The organism is Streptomyces sp. H27-H1, assembly GCF_026627445.1.
Classification (GTDB): Bacteria; Actinomycetota; Actinomycetes; order Streptomycetales; family Streptomycetaceae; genus Streptomyces.
Genome location: NZ_JAPNLJ010000006.1, coordinates 106561 through 122995, shown reverse-complemented (window position 1 = coordinate 122995; position 16435 = coordinate 106561). Strand labels below are relative to the sequence as shown.

The window sequence follows — 16435 nt, the reverse complement described above, 5'->3', positions numbered from 1 at the left end:
GGAACGCCGGGCGAGCCGCGCGTTTGGTCCCTGTACGCGGGGGTTCGAGATGTGGCAGCGCAGTTGGAATGGCGTCGCTCAGTGACTCCATGTCCCCGATGTGCCGCTCGCGAGCCTCAGAGGTCATTCGGGGGTCGGGGTATCCCCGCACCCGGTCGCGCTCTCGGTCCGCCGGCCACTCAAGTCCCACTTCTACAGCGGCATCCCGGAACGCCTCGTTGTGGTAATAGCCACGGCTTGCGGTGTCCTTCACGCCACGCGACCAGCACAGCACGTGTGCCGCGTCATGGAGGAGCGACGTAATTACATCCTCCGGGCCCCCTGTCAGGACTTCTGCGCTCACGGCCAGGCCCTGCAATACGTCGTTTTTCAGGTTCCATCGCTCCGGTCCGTGGTCAGCGGGTGGCGCGGTTGTTACTACTGCGATCTGCGCATCTGGTAGCTCTGGCACGCTGGCACGAACGCGCGTCCATGTGGTCGTCAATGCGTCTACCAGGGCGCCGGGTGAGGTCGGCATGATCATGAGGGTACGCCCGTTGATTGTGGCTAGGCCCCCCTCCGTAAGGTGCCTTACGGAGGATTTAAGGTTCTCGGTCGTGGCATAGTGCCTTGCCCTGCCCGTTGGCCGGAGCGCCTAACCGCGATTGTGCTCCACATCACAATAGAGGGCAGGGTTGCGCGTCAGGGGTGTGCGCCGCAGACGCTCCTGCCCGGAAACGCAAAAGAGCCCCCGCCCTCCCGGTGGCGGGAGAACGAGGGCTCTGAGGTGGCACTTTTTGTCACCGGCCGCTGATGAACTTCATGCAGGCGTCCAGGTCTACGCCGCGTTCCTCCATGGCGTCACGGAGGAACTGCCAGGGGTCGCGGTTGTTCTTCGACAGGTTGCAGGTCTCGCACGACGGGACGAGATTGAAGAGCGCGTGGGGGCCGGGAGCCTCGTCCGCGTCGGCCGGCTTCAGCGGGTAGAAGTGGTCGACATGAAGCGGTTGCGGCGGGCCTCCGCAGTAGAAGCAGTCGTAGAGGTCCAGGGCTTCCCAGTCGGCGCGGAGGTCCCGGGCGGTGAAGGGCTCGATGGCTGCGGAGGCTTCGAGCGCACGGCGTCGACGGCTGTACTCGCGGAGGCGTTCGGGGTTCTCCTCGCGCCACTGACGGACGATCTCCTGGCTTCGCTCGGAGTTCGCTTCACGCCATCGACGGGTACTCTCGCGGGCGCTCTCCCGGCTTCGCTCCGGGTTCGCTTCACGCCACTGACGGGTACCCTCACGCGCACGTTCGGGGTTCTCCTCGCGCCACCGACGTTTGTGCTCCCTGTGTCGCTCCGGGTTCTCCTCGCGCCACCGACGTTTGTTCTCCCTGTCTCGCTCCGGGTTCGCTTCACGCCACTGACGGGCGCTCTCCCGGCTTCGTTCGGGGTTCTCCTCGCGCCGTCGACGGCTGTTCCCCCGGGCGACCTCCCGGTTGCACACCTTGCAGCTAGCCGCGCGGCCTCCCTTGCCCCCGGCCTTCGCGTAGAACGCGTCCAGCGCCTTCGCCGCCCCGCATTTCGTGCACTTCTTCTCTGTGATCTCATCCACTGCGCATCTCCTCCTACGCAGAAAGCCCCCTGACTCCGAAGAGCCAGGGGGCTGGGCACTACTGGTCGTGCGTCGGGCTGACCTTCCTCCGCGTGGATTCCCCGACGAGGATCGGCAGGACTACGGCTCCTACTACGGCCGTCGGCTCCAGGTAGCCGCTCACGTCCAGGCCCAGCCAGGCTCCAGCCGCGAGGACGACTGACGCGACTCCAGCGCGGACGCGGACGGGCTCCTGTGCGGCGAAGATCTGGAGCGCGACGTAGGCGCGGGTGGTGGCGTCGTTGATGCGTTCAGTGATCTTGGACATGAAGTCCTTTCAGGAGAGGGATCGGGCGTACTGGCGGCGCGATTCGGCGGTGTGGATCTCGCCCCACACCTCGTGGACACGCGCCTTCAGGTCGTCGAGAGGGCCGTCGTTCTCGATGACGTAGTGGGCGCACACTGGGTCGATTGCGCCTTCGGACTCGTGGTTCAAGTGCGGGACCCCGGGGCGGTCGATGTAGATCAGCTTGAACCCGGAGCGGGCCAGTGAAGCCGCCTCGTTGGGGTAGCGGACGTCAGTGATCACTGCCGGGCGGCCCGTCGTGCGGTTGACCTCGTCGACGCGGGCCAGGCCGGCGCGGAGCCATACCTCCGGGTCGACGGCGCGGATGGAGGCGCCCAGTTCCTGGAGGATGCGGCGGACTTCGGGCTTTTCCTTGGCCTGCTCCCAGCCGTAGTCCCGGACAACGTCAGCCAGACGGTAGAAATCGGAGTCCATGTCGTCCCCAAAGTCTTCGACGATCGGGTTGAGCCTCAGCGCCGCAGCCTTCAGCGGGTCCGCGAAGGCCACGCGCTCATAGCCTCCGTGCTCCAGCAGGATCCTGCCGACGGTGTCCTTGCCTGACCTTGCCCGGCCGATGAGTCCGATGTTCATAGCGTCCCTCTCCCCTACTCGCACTGTCACCGGGGTAGTGGGGTGGAAGAGCGCGAATGTCAGACGCAACCTCAGAGCGGCAGGACTGGCGCCAGGGCGCGCACCATCCAGCGCCCGAGTGCGTCGTGACCCGCGTCCGTTGGGTGGACGCTGTCCGCACCGATGTAGGACGTCACATTGGCCGTGGTGATGTATGGGTTCTGCGTGCTGATGACTGCGCCCGTGCTGTTCTTCGTCTCGCCGGTCACCAGTGAGACGAAGGGCAGCCCCGCAGCCAGCGCCTGGGCGGCAAGGGTGTTGTCCGTGTTGACGATTCCCGTGCTGGGCGTAGCCGTCGGGGCGAGAGGCCCGACCACGATGATCTGTGTCGACGGGAGAGCCGTCTTTGCCGCGGAGTACAGAGCGGCTGCGGCCGTGCCGACGGTCGTCTGATTTCCACCGTTGTCGTTGTAGCCGCCCTTGATGATCAGTACGTCGGGTGCGTAGGCCGTGACGTCGGCCGCCAGTCGGTCACCGAAGACTGCGTAGGAACCCGCCGTGATGTACCCCGTGCCTCCGCGCGCCTGGTCCCAGACGTCCGTCACACCAAGCATGCGCGCGGCCTTGTAGAGCCATGTTCCCGTGCCTCCACCGGCGTTCTGCGCGCTGCCGTCGGTGATGCTGTCACCCAGCACCATCAGGCGACCGCGGGACGTCACCGGGCGGTAGAGGCGGTAGTCAGTGCCTATGTAGATGCCCCCGAAGGGGACGCTGTACATGTCGACGCGGATCCGGCGGTACACGGAGGATCCGAACGCAATCTTCAGCATGTGCCCACTGCCGGCCGTCGTCCCGCCCACGCTTTGTGGCGCCAGGGTCATCGGACGGCCGTCGATGCTGAGGCGGTACATGCTGGCGGCTGAGATGTACTTGAAGCGCAACTCCAGCTCAGGAGCATCCGTGACGAACTCGAAGGCCCACGAACTCTGACCGCTCGCGTACGTGTGGGGGATTTTTGACGTCGGCAACGCGTATGACGAGTCAGGAGCCCCGGCTCCGATCGCGAAGTCGGTTGCTCCGAGAAAGAGAAAGTCTCCGCGGACGTCGGAGCCGGCCAGTGTCACCAGCGGCGGGGCGTACTTCACAGGAGTCGTGATGCTGCTCGTCGTCGTCTGCGTTGTGGTGATCGTCGGAGCGGTGCCGGAGTAGACGGCGTCGATGAGAGAGGGGTCGATTCCTCCGCGCCGGATAGTCCGTCGCTGCTGAGCCGCGATCGTTGCCTCAGCGGTTGTGACGCGTCCTGTGACGGATGCCGCAGCGTAAGCCGCGTCGGCCCTGACAACCTCAGACGCAATCGCCGTGGCTGATGTTCCTGCGGGATCCGCTCCGACGTGGCCCGCGTTCAGGGAGACGCTGCCCGTCATGCCGTTTACGGCACTAACGAGTCCACTGCCCGCCAGCGGGACGCCCGCGGGCCAGGTCCCGGACTTGGGTCCGTAAATGTTCCACGTGGCGGTATCTATGTAGAAGTCGCCAGCAATGCCGACGCCTACACCTGGCGCGCCCGTGCCGGACAGGATCGTCTTTCCCGGCGTCCCCGGAGGGCCGATCACGGGAACGTAGTTGCCACTTGCCGGGTTGGCCGGCGCGATGTCAGCGAGGTTGACCAGCGGCGTCGCCTGCGGGAGCGCGATGGCGTACGAGCGGCTGCTGACGTCCTGGAGCCGCTCAGTGACGTTGTAGAGCCAGTCTGTTGGCTGCGCACTCGGGTTGTCCGTAGCGATCAATACAACGCTGAACTGTCCGTCGACGAGCGTCACCATGACGGATCCGGTGGCGATCGTGTCGGCCCCCGAGATCGTCAGTAGCGATGGGGCCGCGAACGTGACGGTGCCGTTGATCGGCGTACCGTCAGGGTGGCAGTAGCGGCCGGTCAGTGTGACCGTCGCTACGCCTGGCGGGAATGGCATTAGTCCTCCCCTCGTGGTGGCCGATGGCCGGTCAGTAGGACGTGCTCCGCGTCATGGCCTGCCTGCCATTCGCGGACGCGCGCGACGTCTTCGCGGACGCGGGATACGTCGGTGCGGACGTCACAGATGTCTCCACGCACGTCAGTGCGGACATCGTCGATGCGTCGGTTCAGGAGCTCCTTCATGGAGTCCAGGTGCTCGCGAGTAGTGGCGCCGTCCTCTGCTACGGCGACGCGGGTACGCCGCAGAAGAGCGGGCGCAGCGCCGAGCCCGGCTGCGACAATGAGCGCCGCAGCCGAGATCAGAGCAATCAGCACTTCAGGGCCCATGTCAGCCGGCCACCGTGAAGCCGTACTTGGACCCCAGCTTCGTCAGGGAGGTCTTGCCGGGGTAGCCGTCCGCGTCCGACCCGGAGTAACCGAGCCGGCGCTGCCATCCCGCGTAAGCCGTTCGCGTGAGACTGCCAAAGCTGCCGTCCGTGGCGTACTTCGCAGAGAGCAGACCCTCCGCACGGAGCGCCCCCTCCACAAGCCGCACCTCTGTGGCGTACGTCGTCCCACCCTGCGGGAGACCCGGGTCACGCCGGGACGCCGCCAGGACATGAGCGAGGCTCACAGAGGGCTTAGACGGCTGTGGTGCGGGAGGCTTCGGCGCGCTTCCGCCAGCCGCCAGGAGTGCCACGCGGTTGATGTTGCCGGGGTCCCAATGGTCGTTGCCAGGCGCGTTCGAGTGGCCGTAGTGGCCGCCCTTGCTCGTCCACGTGGCCGCGGACCGGTTCGACTGGTCGCTGTAGCTCTTCGCCAGCTCCCCCGCCGGCCAGACGTCAGGGACGCCCCACGAGCGGATAGCACGCATGAGGGCCTTGAAGTTCGGGCCCGGCCTCCAGTACTCCGTGAAGGGCTTCCCGGCGCGGGCGAGAACCTCAATCTGGATGCACGCGGCGCCGGTCCGGTTCGTCCTCAGCGATCCGTCGTTCTTCAGCGCCCGGGCGGACTGGTTCAGCGGGCCGTACTGCGCCAGGCGATCAGTCGTTGGGTCGTAGAGGATGTGCGGCTCCGACGCCTCGTCGATCAGGTACTTGCCGACCGACTTGAACGAGGCGTCCCCCGCTCGGCTTTCCGTGGTGTGCCAGACGGCGCGGGCCGGCGCGGACGGAGTGTCCATTGCTCCGCCGATGCTGCCGTCACCGAGTCGCGCAGCTTCGGGGATCCATATCTCACCCATGGGTGCTCCATTTCTAGGCATGAAAAAGGCCCCGTCGATGCGGGGCCGAAAATCCTGGGGTGCGTGTGCTAAATCAGGGAGTAGCGCACTCCGTCAAGGCAGAGCCAGCGGGCCGCCGTCCCGGTAATCGTGGGTATGCCAATCTCAACCTCCCCGTCCGGCGTTACCTCCAGCCGCGCGTACATGTCCGTTGCCCATTCCGTGGCAACGGCGTAGGTGCGGTAATGCGGAGGGCGGCAAATAGTGGGAAGCGTGGCGATGGAAAAGCCCGTCCCCTTGATGAACGGGGTGAAGCCGACGCGCTGAACAGAGCCTCGCAGTTCCACGCAGGAATTCAGGATCCGGTACGACGGACTTCCTGCCCGTGCCTGATATCCCGATGCGAAGGTAATGGGCACCCAACCCGAGGGCGTGATCGTGACCCACGCCGCCCCGTCGTACAACTCCTTGCGTTTCTCTGCGATGAGGTAGCACTCCATACCGGCAACGGGACTAGGAATCGTTGCAGCACGTGCGTTGGCGTTGGCGAAACGCATGTTCATCCGCGGAACAGCGCTGTCAACCATGGAGCTGAGCGCGGACTCGATGTTGGGCGGGTCACTCAGGAGCGGGTAGGGAATTCCTTGGCCAAGGTCGTCAATTCCGGGCACTGCAAGTCTCCTCTCGTCTACCCACGTACGCGCTCGACGAGGACTGTCGAGTACTCGGCGGGGACAGTGATGGAATCAGTTGAGTAGAGCTGAACTTCGATGTACGTCGGGGAGGGAATGAAGATGGGGACTGTGCCGGAGTCGCCCTGCCCGCCGGCGGATGTCGGCATATACGAGGCCTGAAACTCGACACCGTCAGCCCGGCGGACTCGTACACGTGCTTGTGTGGAGCCCGACGGCCAAGCCTGTTGAAGGTGGACCAGCCAAGAGCCCGCCGTCAGCGGGATCCGCGTGGGGGTGCCAACAGCGGGCTTCATGGTGTCCGCTCCGTCAACCTGTACGTCCCACGGAATTCCTGTGTAGGTCGAGGCGGGGAGGCTCCAATCAGCGCTGCGAGCGAGATGGACGAAGCCGGGCCCGGCGGCAAGCGCGTCGATGATCAGCCAGTTTCCCGCAGGCGACGTAGCCACCATGACCGTGTCTCCCACGGCAGGCCGACAGCGCCGGAGGTAGCGCACGGCCAGTGCGGGGCCAGTGGCCGTGGCGACGTCCACGGTCCCGGCAGCCCCTACGGCTGTCACCGTGGCGAGCATCCAGCCGGCGGCGCCCTGGCTGACGGCCGCCTCTGCGGCCCTCTGAACTGCCGTCGCTAGGCGTGTCATGACGGGTCCTCCTTTCCGCCCCGCAGGGTGATCGAGGCAGCCCCGTGGGCAGTCAGCGGGATAGTCAGTGCCTGGATGATGAAGAGATTTAGGCGCCCGGCATATCTGGCTCTGACACAGTCCGCGGCTTCGAGCGCCGGGTTAGGGATGGCGTTGATTGCGACCTGGACGTTCGCCGCCGTGGCATCGAAAAGCATTGAATCCGCTACGGCCTGACAATCGGCTGACGACGTCAGAAGCGCCGAAGGGTAGCTCAACGGCACTTTCCCGTAGGGCCCACCCCATCTGGTGGGGCTCGTCGGATCGTCGTCGTAAGCTATGGCGCTTACCGGCGCGTTGCCCGATGATGTGTTCTCACCGATCACCACAACGGCGTTGTAAACGGCTGAACGGGACAGCGTTCGTGCGGCGGATATCAGCGTTCCTCCCTCTCCGTCTGCGATGTCCCAAGCGACGGGAGATGTCAGGGGATTGGGAACGTCGGAAACAACATATCGATTCGACGCATCGCAATAGATCTCGGCATGCATTGCCCGCGCAACTTGCGTTACGGCGTCCCATCGGTCAGCGTTCGCGGTCCAGTCCGCGATGGGGCAGCCCGGATTTCTGGCGCCCACCGTGTTGTTGACGATAACGGCATCCGGGTCTACCTCGCGGATAAGGTACGTAATCACGTCCATGCAGGTGCCATGTCCCCGGGACGACGTCGGCACCACGAATTTGGCGTCCTGGATAGCAACCTCGGCGCTTTTCCCAGTTAGCGTCAGCGGCCCCATCCGAACATCTGCCGATGGCTCGTCGATTCGGAACGTCCCCAGTGGGACCCATTCCGTTCCGCCGGCCAGCGGGATTCCGCGCTTGACCACGAGCTCTTGTCCGTAGACGGCCAAGGGGTCCGCCGAGTCCCACGGAAGGAGGGACAGGTCTCCGATCGTGAGTGCGAGGGATCGACGGACCTTCGAGCCACGGTCCAGGGTGACGGCTCCGTCGACGATGGGCAGATTCTCATACGTCAACTCGCCGTCGTAATAAGCGTCCACCTGCACGGCCATGCGGTGGGACGAGGTGAGCGCCTGCCGGAATGCGCTGGTAGTCGACTGCATCAGCGCTCCTTGTCGCTGTAGACGTTCATCCATGAGGCGTAGCGGGTGAGCACGTTGAGCCAGTCGACGGAGTCGGTGGCTACGTCGTCCCACGTGCGTGCCGCAGACCCGCTAAGGCCACCGACGGGGCGGTCAACTTCGGTAAGGGCGAGCGTCCAAGCGCGGTCGGCGTAGTCAGCCCACTGCACGATGTGGGCTTCGGTGACGTCCCCAACCTGCACGTAGGCGTCTGCCTCGCCCCAGGTGGACGGCCACTGAATCAGTAGCGTCGTTCCCTGCTCCAGTACCCACCACAGTTGCTGGATCTCGGCCTGTGAGGCGCTAACCACGGACAGGGTTCCTGTCCGGCTGGTCCGTACGTCAGTGATCACGATCGGGCGCTCTCGCCCACAGATCTGGTGAACACCCTGACGGGCCGCCCGAGTCCAGTCGGGGAGCGTCGCGACGGTTAGCGTCACCTGCCTGACCGGCTCCGTGGGGTCCTTCACGACGATGTCTGTCGAGGCCGGCTCCGGCAGCTCAACGGGTCGTGACGTCGCCTGAAGGTAGGTACTGCCCGTGAAGGCACGCAGGAGGTAGCGCACCGGGATACCTAGCGGTGCCTCGTAGTCGGCGGCTACTGCCAGGTCTCCCGTGATCGGTATGGCCGACGTGTCACCGGCCGGCCCGCGAAGAGGCGTGATGGCGCCATCCTCCCGCATCCTCCACAGCCCGTAGTGGGTATGCCCTCCGGTCGTAAGGCCCTGCATGCTGATCTCTGCGCCGTACGCGCTTGGGATGACGACCGCAGTGACGCCAAGTCCGCCGCGGGAGAGGCCGACCTCGTCCATGTAGTAGTTGATCGAGTCTGGGTTCAGGATCCTGATCGACACTCGGAGCGAACGCGCGGCGTCGGGGGCGACGTCGGATCCGACGGGCGTATACCAGCCGAGACCCTTGTCCATTACCCACCGAAAAGTGCCGCGGGCGATCTCTCCGTCGAAAGCGTCGTACCACGTAAAGATGATGTCGACGTTGACGTCTTTGGCGGTGGCAATGTGGTAGATCCACATTGCCGCCCGGTATGCCTTTCCCGGAAGCACAGGGACAGCGTCGGTCATTTGCAGCATTGCGTCAGGCTCGTCACCCGTCGGAGTGATGCGTAGGGAAGCGGCACCCTGCACGGCGACGGTGGTCGAGCGAAAGACTCCGCAACCAGAGATTGCCGTCCACCCGCTGGCATCGACTTCCATGCCCTGCGTGTTGTATGGGAGCACCGAGCTCGGTAGCCGTGGCGTGCGAAAGACCCCCATCTGGTCGCACAGCCACGTCTGCCCGGCCGCTGTTGCCGTAGGACGCAGCGCAATCCGTGCGGTGGCTGCGCCCGTAGGAGCATTACCGATAGCCGTTACCCGGATCCATGAGCCAGCGGTGACCGTCCATGTAGCCGGAGTGGCGGACACTAGGGACCCGCCGTCGTCGTACCAGCGAAGCTCGATAATGAAGGAGCTGTCCTGGCCAGCCAAGACCATGGCCACAGCCGCATACTCGAAGCCCACGGTGACGTCTGCCGCAGGCACGCCTGATGCTGTGTTTACGCGCGCGGCACCCGCGGCCGTGGCTACGATACGAAGGCTGTACCAGCCCTCCCACGAATCCGTGGAGACCCTGTCGATGCTGGCGTTCTGGTAGGCGCCCCACCCAGCCGTGCTCGTCTCACAGCTGGCCGTCGTATAGGGCAGGAGGTTGTTCGGCCAGACGGTTGGCAGCCCCAGCGTCATCACATCCGCCGCGACCACAGCGCCGGCTGTGAGACCCGTGACTGTGAGCGTCAGCGTGGCATAGGTCGCCCCGGCCGGGGCGAATGCTGTCACCTGCGGAGGCGGAGTGTTCCACGTCAAGTCGTTCGTCAGGGTTACGCCCGCACCCGTGGACGTCGAGACAATTGATCCGCCCGACGCCGCCGTATGCCAGTTGATGCGGACCGACGCCACGCGTGCAGCTCCCGGGCTGCTCTGCTGTGTAAAGAAAGCGTAGGCCTGGTATTCCGCACCTTCCTCCACCGGAACACGCGCGACAGTTACAGCCGATACGGATCCACTGGCATCAGCCACTAGGCCAAGAGACCGAGTGCCCTGATAGAAGCGGACGCTGTGTGCAAGCGTCGTGTTCGTTCCTGCGGTCCAGCCGCTGACGTTCGTCTCGACACCGCTTACGGCTGCGGACAACAGATTCGTGGGGACACTCATCCGCCGTCACCCCCCTGTTCCCCACGCGCCTGCGTCGCCCCCACGTTGGGTGGAAGCGACGCAGCCGGCGCTGTGTACACAGGGGGATCCAGTTCTGTAGTTGGCTCGCTACCCGGGTCCGCCGGGGTGGGTTCGTCGGGCATCTACAGCCGCCTTCCTATGTTGAGTTGATCGATCGCAGTCGCCTCGCGGTGCTCGATTCGAACGTCGACGATGTCCGTGATTTCCCGATCGCCCACGTATACGTGCGCGACGAGGCTGACTGGGGCGGTACCTCCGCCCGCACGCGCCAGGCCCTTCACGCTCGATGCCTGCCGGGTCATGGCCATGGAGTCGGAGTGGCTGTAGACCTGCGTCGGGCTGAGGAAGCGAACCAATTCCGGTCCTTGCTCTCCGACCCACGCCAGCTCCCCGACTCCGGGGAAGCCTCCCGCCGCGTAGCCGCCGGGGCGGTTGTACGCGCTGGAGAGCGATCCGTAGCGGCTCATGGCGTAGCGCATGGAGCTGAAGATGTTGGCGAGCGGATCCGTGGAGACGCCGTACATCTTCGGACCAACGCCCCGCATGTGGCCGGCGTAGGCGTCGAAGGTGGGCCGGATGACCTGCATCAACCCAACAGACGGCGTTCCGGCCTTTGCGTTGGAGTCCCAGAGGTTGACCGCCTGCGGGTTGCCGCCCGACTCCTGGTTCATCCGTCGCAGCGTCGTGTCTGCAAGGCTCGTCGGCTGTCCGAGCAGTGCGAGTGAGTGCTGAACAGCACCACGCCACCGCGCCACTCCGGAACCACCGTTGCCGCCCCCGCCACCTCCGGAGAGGTAGGTCATGGGGTCGACTGCGCGGCCGTTGATCCGCGCCTCCAGGTGGAGGTGTGGACCGGTGACGTTGCCGGTGTCGCCTACACGGCCAATGGTCTGGCCCTGGCTCACGGACTGACCAACCGTCGCGAGCATCTGCGACATGTGCGCGTAGAGGCTGCTGAGTCCGCCACCGTGGTTGACCATGACGTGCTGCCCGTAGGGGCCGCCGTCCCTCGCCATCGTGACCTTGCCGCCAGCCACGGAACGGATGATCGTCCCGATGGCCGCGGGGAAGTCGAGCCCGGTGTGACGCCCGCTGGACCACATTCCGCCGGCCTTGCCGAACGGGGTGCCGTAGGCGGCGTCAACGGGCTTGGACCATGCGCCGCCACCTTCCCCGCCGAAGCTGAGGAGCGACAGTGCCTTGTCCTTCAAGCCCTTCAGGATCTCGATGGGGATCCGTCCGACCGCTTGTGCCCACGGGTTCTTTGCGAGGCTGCCCAACTGGTTCCGCACGCCGCCGGTCACCTCGTCGAAGAGAGCGCCCGGGTCCGTCAGTGCGTCCCATCCACCCTTCAGGAGCGACCCGACCTTGCTCGTCTTGTCCGAGAACCAATCGACGATGCCGCCCTTGGCGTACGCAGGCATACCGCCCGAGATGGCGCGTTGCACTCCGCCCACGCCGCCAGAGCGAGCAGCGGCGTTCCAGGCGTTGATCCGGTCGGCGCCGATGGCGCGTGTCCACTCGGGCCGCATGACGGCCTCGCCACCGCCTACGGCGATGACGCGGTCGTCTCGTCCCGGGGAATAGCCCGACATGATGCCGCCGGTGTGGAAGCCGGTCACCTTGTCGATCGGGTTGACGCCGGTTATCTTCGCTACCGCGTTCCAGACGGGGACAATGCCCCCGTTGTAAACGGTTTCGACGATGAACTTGACCGGGCCCTTGGTGATTTCCTTCAGCTGGTCCCACGCCGACTTGATGTTGTCTTTCGTCGACCCGAAAGCGTCGGACACGAGATCAAGCAGGCCGCGCAGCTTATCCATGTGCGGCTTGACACCGGCTTCGTAGAGCCACATAGCCTTGTCGGCAATCCACGAGAACACGGGCCTAATGACCTTTTCCCACAGCCACATGGCCGCGTCACCCAAGGCCCGGAATTGGTCACCGAAACTCTTGAATGCAGGCTTGATGCCGACGTTCCAGAGCCATATAGCCTTCTCGCCGATCCACGAGAACACCGGCCCAAGGATCTTCTCCCAGAGCCAAAGCGCGATTGCACCTAGGACCTTGAACGCCAGATAGAGTGGTACAAGGACAGCCACAGCAACGACCTGAAACAGGATCTTCGCAGCCTCCCAGATAAACCGGAAAGCTGGGCCTAGCGCTTTTTCCCAGAGCCACATAGCTATGGCTCCAATGCCCTTCAGGGCCCACCAAATACCCGCAAAGGCAGGCTTGAGGACTGATTCCCAGAGCCACATCGTCGCCGTCTTGATTCCCGCCCACGCGGTATCAACGGCGGTGCGGAACCATCCGACGTTGTTGTACGCCCAGATGATCGCGACGACTAGCAGCCCCACGACCAGCACAATCGCGCGGATCAGAGGGACGATGCCGGTCGCGTTGATCGCTGCCGCCCATCCCAGCGTCACGAGCGTGGCGCCCGCTATAGCAACGTCGTATAGCGCCATTGCGGCGCCGAATGCAGCCATCCCGAGCGTTATCGCCTTTTGGGCGAAGTACATCCCCCAGAGGATCTGGATGAACCCCGGGGCGTTCGTCGACAGCCAGCTAACGGCGCTTATGATCGGGGACAATACGCTGAACATCATCTGCGAAAGCGGAGCCAGTGCTTGGCCAACATCAAGCGCCGCCCTCAGAAGGTCCCCGAGGAATTTACCGAGCCCCGGTGACGTCTCCTTCACATAGTTGAGAAAACGCTCAAAGTCTGGCGAGCCCTTCAGGCTCGTCCCCCATTTGGCAAACCGCGCCGTAATAGAGTCCGACCGAGACGCTATGCCGTCCATGTGGGGCAGGAAGGCATCAATGATTCCCGCTATACCCTTGAAGACGTTTCCGATAGCGACGCCGAGACCGACGATGGCCGGCTCGGCGCTATCGGTAATCCCGGACTTGAATGACACCCAAAATGGCGACTTCCATTGCGCAGAAGCCTTGTCCATCAACGTCGTCACCCCGCGCGCGGCTGCGAGCACTAGGCCCGTCAGCCCCGGTAGGGACGCCTTCGCACTGTCCACACCACGCGTGAATATCGGGAGCGTCTGCGGCTGAAGGGATTTCTGCCACTCGGTGTACGCCGCCTTCAATCCCTGAGGACCGGCTATCGAGTCGAATAGCTTCCGCTGAGAGGGGGTGAGCTTCGCTAGCGCCGCCTCGTAGGCGTCCGTCTTCGACGTCGCCGTGTCAGTCACCTTCGACGCACTCAGCCGGGCAGCAGCAATGCCGCGTTCCGCGGTTGTGATCGCCTCTGCGGCCTTCACGTGCGCTTCGGCTACGGCCTTCTGCGCCTTCACGAGGGCGGCAGCCTGGTCCGTGGTGGCCCGCTGTGCCTCCGTTACCCGCTCCTGCGCGCGACGGACGACGTCAGAGCCCTCGACCCCGGCCTTTCGCTGGGCAGCCGCGGAGGTTGTGAGTTCCTTCTGCCTCTCGGTCTGGTCCTTCAGGCCTTGAACGGCCTCGTCGTAGGCCAGCTGTGCCCGCTCGCGCTGAATGTCCGTCGACTTGCCGTTAGAGAGGGTGGCGTCAAGCTCCTGCTTGGCCTCCTTCACCCGCAGCGCTGCCGCGCGCTGATCAAGAGCCGAGCCGGCAAGCTGCGCGTCAAGCTGGCGGAGCTGCTGCTCCGCCGTCTTCCGTGCCTGTGTCAGCTCCGTCTGTGCGGTCAGCTCTGCCTGTTGCGCGTCAGCAAGGGACCGCTCAGCCCGAGAGACCTGATCGGCTGCCGCAGCGATCGACGAAGCGGCACTTCGACGTGCGGACGCAAGAGCCTGCTGCGCGGCGGCCATCTGAAGAGCCTGTTGCTGCGCCTGTACGCCCGCGTTGATGCCCGCGGACGTCTCCTTGGTGACGTCCTTCTGTGCCTGCGTCTGCGCCTGCATGGCCTCCGTGACGCCTTTTATGGCGGGTATGGAGGCAAGTCCAAGGGCGCCGAGGGCGGAGCCCGCTGCCGTAGCCGCGGAGACCACGGCCCCGAGTCCCGCAGCCAAGACGGGGCCGATTGGGATTGCGACGAGAGCCGCAGCCTGAATCGCAACGGCCAGCAGAGCCGTGCGTACCTCGCGTGCGTTCACGTCGATCTTGATGTCAACGTCAGATGCGTCTACCGCTGCGATCTCCGCGCGGATGTCCGCCAGAGCCGCGCGGGCAGTCGCTGTGTCAGCACGCACCGCCACGTTGGGGTGCTGTGCCCCCAGCCGGCGAAGCTCCGCGTCGATGGCGATGATCTGTCGCTCCGCGTCAGCGGCGTCGATGTCGATGCCGATCCGCTTGTTCGACAACGCTTCCATCCGCGCCCGGAGCCGCGCCAGTTCTGCGTCAACACCCGCGTCTCCGAGCCGGATATCAAGCTTCGGCATCGCACGGAACGCAGCCGTCAGCTTGGCCCGGATACTTCGGGCAAACGCGCCGCCAACGTCGCTGCCCTGACGTGTTGCGGCCGTTTGGGCTGCGTTGCCGCCGGCGTTGATGGCTGACGGGATCGCGATGACGATGCTATTCGATATCGCCTGCCCCATCCGCTCCCCCGCTTCCCGTCCTACGCGGTCAGCGATGGGCAGGATGAGCGCTTTCAGCTTGGTGTGAAACTGCGGAACAATAGGCACCACGTCGACAGCGGCGCCGCCTACGATGTCAAGATCGGGCATTACGCCTCCGTCGGCTGGATTCTCAGCCGCGGGTCAAGGGCGCGGCGCATCTCGTCCGTCATGCCGCTTCGTGCGGCTGACTTGGGTGGCAGCCCTGGCCGGGACATCGGCTCAAATTCAGGCGGTTTCCCGCCCGCTGCTGCAATCGCGACGTGCCGAGTAAGTACAAGCTCGTCTCGAAGCACGGCAAGCAGCATCTCGACAGCGCTCCACTGCCCTAGGTCAGGGCGGTAACTGCCCGAAGCCGCAAGCTCGTCCGGGTCAACATCGTTTCGGATTGCCGTCTTCGTCGCTGACTCCGGCGGCAGGTGCTCGATAAGAACTCGGAGGCGCCTGAGGGACAGCCCTCCCCTATAGACATCGAGGAGATCAATCCCGCGAAACGCCAAGTCAGCTTCTAGCGCTTCCGCGTAGTCTTCGAGGACGCGGAGCGTGCTCCAGACTTTCCCGGGGTCTCGCCAGCGGACGTCATGGCGGACGCCGTAAACTCGTTGATCTCTTCAAAGGTGGCGTCCAGATCGATGAAGGTCTGAACGTCGTCTTCGTGGAGCGCGCCGGCAGCCCAGCCGTCGTAGTCGCCCTCACGGAGGTAGCGCAGGTACGACGGCCGCCAGGCGGTGACCGGCTTCACTCGCAGTTCGACGCCGCACAGGGGAGCGGTGCCGTACTCCTCGCTCGCCTCGTTCTCCTGAGCGGTGGCAGGGGTGGTAGCAGACATGCGCGGGTCTCCTAATTCGTTGTGGTTGCGCGTCTTCTCCTGTTGCCAGGAGAGTTGTCGCGAGATGTGCGCGGGCCTCACAAGACTGAAGCGGGGCCCGGACCCGCGCAGATACGGGCCCCGCTGGTTTATCGCCCGGAATTATGCCGGGAAGAACGCCGACACGTCGACGCTGCCGTACTTGATGCTGCGCTTCACGGCCGCGCTGGACGCGCCCCTGTAGAACTTGAACATCATCTGCACAGGCATCGCGTCGGTGGTCTGCGGCTGCTCGTCGCCTCGTTCAACGACCTTGCCGTTCGGCATGTAGAGCCGCATCCGCTTACTGCCGTCCATCGTGTCGAAGATGAAGGCGTATCGCAGATCGCTAGGCTTGTCAGGCAGGTCGTACGCAGCAACGTCGGTTGTGGGTTCCAGGTTGGCAATCGGAACGTTGTCGTACAGAGCGCGGACGAATGGGTTCAGCCCCTCCAGAAAGGTAGCCTGAAGGGATTTCGTCGACTTGGTCATCAGCGTGCGAATTGGCTCCAGAGAGCCAGCCGCCTCAATGTCCTTCGTCTCCTCTTCGAGCTTGAGAAGTCCACCCTCCGTGGTTATCCAACCAAGGTTGGTCCAACCCGTTGCAGGGTCGGCAAAGGCCGACGGAGCTACGGTGTTGGCCGCAGCGGCGTAAACGATGTAGTCATTAGCGCCGAACGTCAGATCGGCATTGCGGGTATCCGCCATGAG

General features: G+C 64.8%; 12 protein-coding genes. 1 reads left to right on the top strand and 11 read right to left on the bottom strand.

Annotation, left to right across the window (positions count from 1 at the left end):
- Positions 1-779: 779 nt before the first annotated feature.
- The 4 genes from OTB20_RS08415 to OTB20_RS08400 all read right to left on the bottom strand — a co-directional run bounded on the left by OTB20_RS08415 (position 780) and on the right by OTB20_RS08400 (position 4439).
- Positions 780-1574 carry an HNH endonuclease gene (locus OTB20_RS08415; RefSeq protein ID WP_267816020.1) on the bottom strand — a complete coding sequence of 265 codons (795 nt, stop codon included), beginning with the start codon at positions 1572-1574 and terminating at the stop codon, positions 780-782.
- 58 nt (positions 1575-1632) lie between these two features.
- A complete protein-coding gene (locus tag OTB20_RS08410) occupies positions 1633-1881 on the bottom strand; it encodes a hypothetical protein (protein WP_267816018.1) in 249 nt (82 codons plus the stop codon).
- Positions 1882-1890: 9 nt separating this feature from the next.
- On the bottom strand, positions 1891-2490 hold the full coding sequence (locus OTB20_RS08405; protein WP_267816016.1) for a hypothetical protein: 600 nt from the start codon (positions 2488-2490) through the stop codon (positions 1891-1893).
- Between the two features lie 71 nt (positions 2491-2561).
- Positions 2562-4439 (bottom strand): SGNH/GDSL hydrolase family protein, encoded by a 1878-nt coding sequence (locus tag OTB20_RS08400; RefSeq protein ID WP_267816014.1) that lies wholly within the window; start codon positions 4437-4439, stop codon positions 2562-2564.
- Between the two features lie 53 nt (positions 4440-4492).
- Between OTB20_RS08400 and OTB20_RS08395 the strand changes: the two genes are divergently transcribed.
- Positions 4493-4786, top strand: a complete 294-nt coding sequence (locus OTB20_RS08395; RefSeq protein WP_267816012.1) for a hypothetical protein — start codon at positions 4493-4495, stop codon at positions 4784-4786.
- Here the strand turns inward: OTB20_RS08395 and OTB20_RS08390 are convergent.
- From OTB20_RS08390 to OTB20_RS08360, 7 genes are all read right to left on the bottom strand, one after another.
- Positions 4770-5663 (bottom strand): peptidoglycan-binding protein LysM, encoded by an 894-nt coding sequence (locus tag OTB20_RS08390; protein ID WP_267816010.1) that lies wholly within the window; start codon positions 5661-5663, stop codon positions 4770-4772. The two genes, OTB20_RS08395 and OTB20_RS08390, sit on opposite strands and share 17 nt — an antisense overlap.
- A 68-nt stretch (positions 5664-5731) precedes the next feature.
- A complete protein-coding gene (locus OTB20_RS08385; protein WP_267816009.1) occupies positions 5732-6313 on the bottom strand; it encodes a hypothetical protein in 582 nt (193 codons plus the stop codon).
- A gap of 658 nt (positions 6314-6971) precedes the next feature.
- Entirely contained in the window at positions 6972-8078 is a 1107-nt protein-coding gene (locus OTB20_RS08380) for a DUF5047 domain-containing protein (RefSeq protein ID WP_267816007.1), read from the bottom strand.
- Entirely contained in the window at positions 8078-10306 is a 2229-nt protein-coding gene (locus OTB20_RS08375) for a hypothetical protein (RefSeq protein WP_267816005.1), read from the bottom strand. Before OTB20_RS08375 ends, OTB20_RS08380 begins: the two co-directional genes overlap by 1 nt.
- Positions 10307-10449: 143 nt before the next feature.
- On the bottom strand, positions 10450-14988 hold the full coding sequence (locus tag OTB20_RS08370; RefSeq protein ID WP_267816003.1) for a peptidoglycan DD-metalloendopeptidase family protein: 4539 nt from the start codon (positions 14986-14988) through the stop codon (positions 10450-10452).
- Positions 14989-15385: 397 nt separating this feature from the next.
- Positions 15386-15706, bottom strand: coding sequence for a hypothetical protein (locus OTB20_RS08365; protein ID WP_267816001.1), 321 nt, complete (start codon positions 15704-15706; stop codon positions 15386-15388).
- A gap of 141 nt (positions 15707-15847) precedes the next feature.
- Positions 15848-16432, bottom strand: coding sequence for a phage tail protein (locus tag OTB20_RS08360; protein ID WP_267816000.1), 585 nt, complete (start codon positions 16430-16432; stop codon positions 15848-15850).
- Positions 16433-16435 lie beyond the last annotated feature (3 nt).

Coding starts and splice junctions, on each gene's coding strand:
- OTB20_RS08390 (WP_267816010.1), bottom strand. CDS start 5,663: ATGGGTGAGATATGGATCCCCGAAGCTGCGCGACTCGGTGACGGCAGC.
- OTB20_RS08380 (WP_267816007.1), bottom strand. CDS start 8,078: ATGCAGTCGACTACCAGCGCATTCCGGCAGGCGCTCACCTCGTCCCAC.
- OTB20_RS08410 (WP_267816018.1), bottom strand. CDS start 1,881: ATGTCCAAGATCACTGAACGCATCAACGACGCCACCACCCGCGCCTAC.
- OTB20_RS08360 (WP_267816000.1), bottom strand. CDS start 16,432: ATGGCGGATACCCGCAATGCCGATCTGACGTTCGGCGCTAATGACTAC.
- OTB20_RS08395 (WP_267816012.1), top strand. CDS start 4,493: ATGGCCTGCCTGCCATTCGCGGACGCGCGCGACGTCTTCGCGGACGCG.
- OTB20_RS08365 (WP_267816001.1), bottom strand. CDS start 15,706: ATGTCTGCTACCACCCCTGCCACCGCTCAGGAGAACGAGGCGAGCGAG.
- OTB20_RS08405 (WP_267816016.1), bottom strand. CDS start 2,490: ATGAACATCGGACTCATCGGCCGGGCAAGGTCAGGCAAGGACACCGTC.
- OTB20_RS08375 (WP_267816005.1), bottom strand. CDS start 10,306: ATGAGTGTCCCCACGAATCTGTTGTCCGCAGCCGTAAGCGGTGTCGAG.
- OTB20_RS08400 (WP_267816014.1), bottom strand. CDS start 4,439: ATGCCATTCCCGCCAGGCGTAGCGACGGTCACACTGACCGGCCGCTAC.
- OTB20_RS08370 (WP_267816003.1), bottom strand. CDS start 14,988: ATGCCCGATCTTGACATCGTAGGCGGCGCCGCTGTCGACGTGGTGCCT.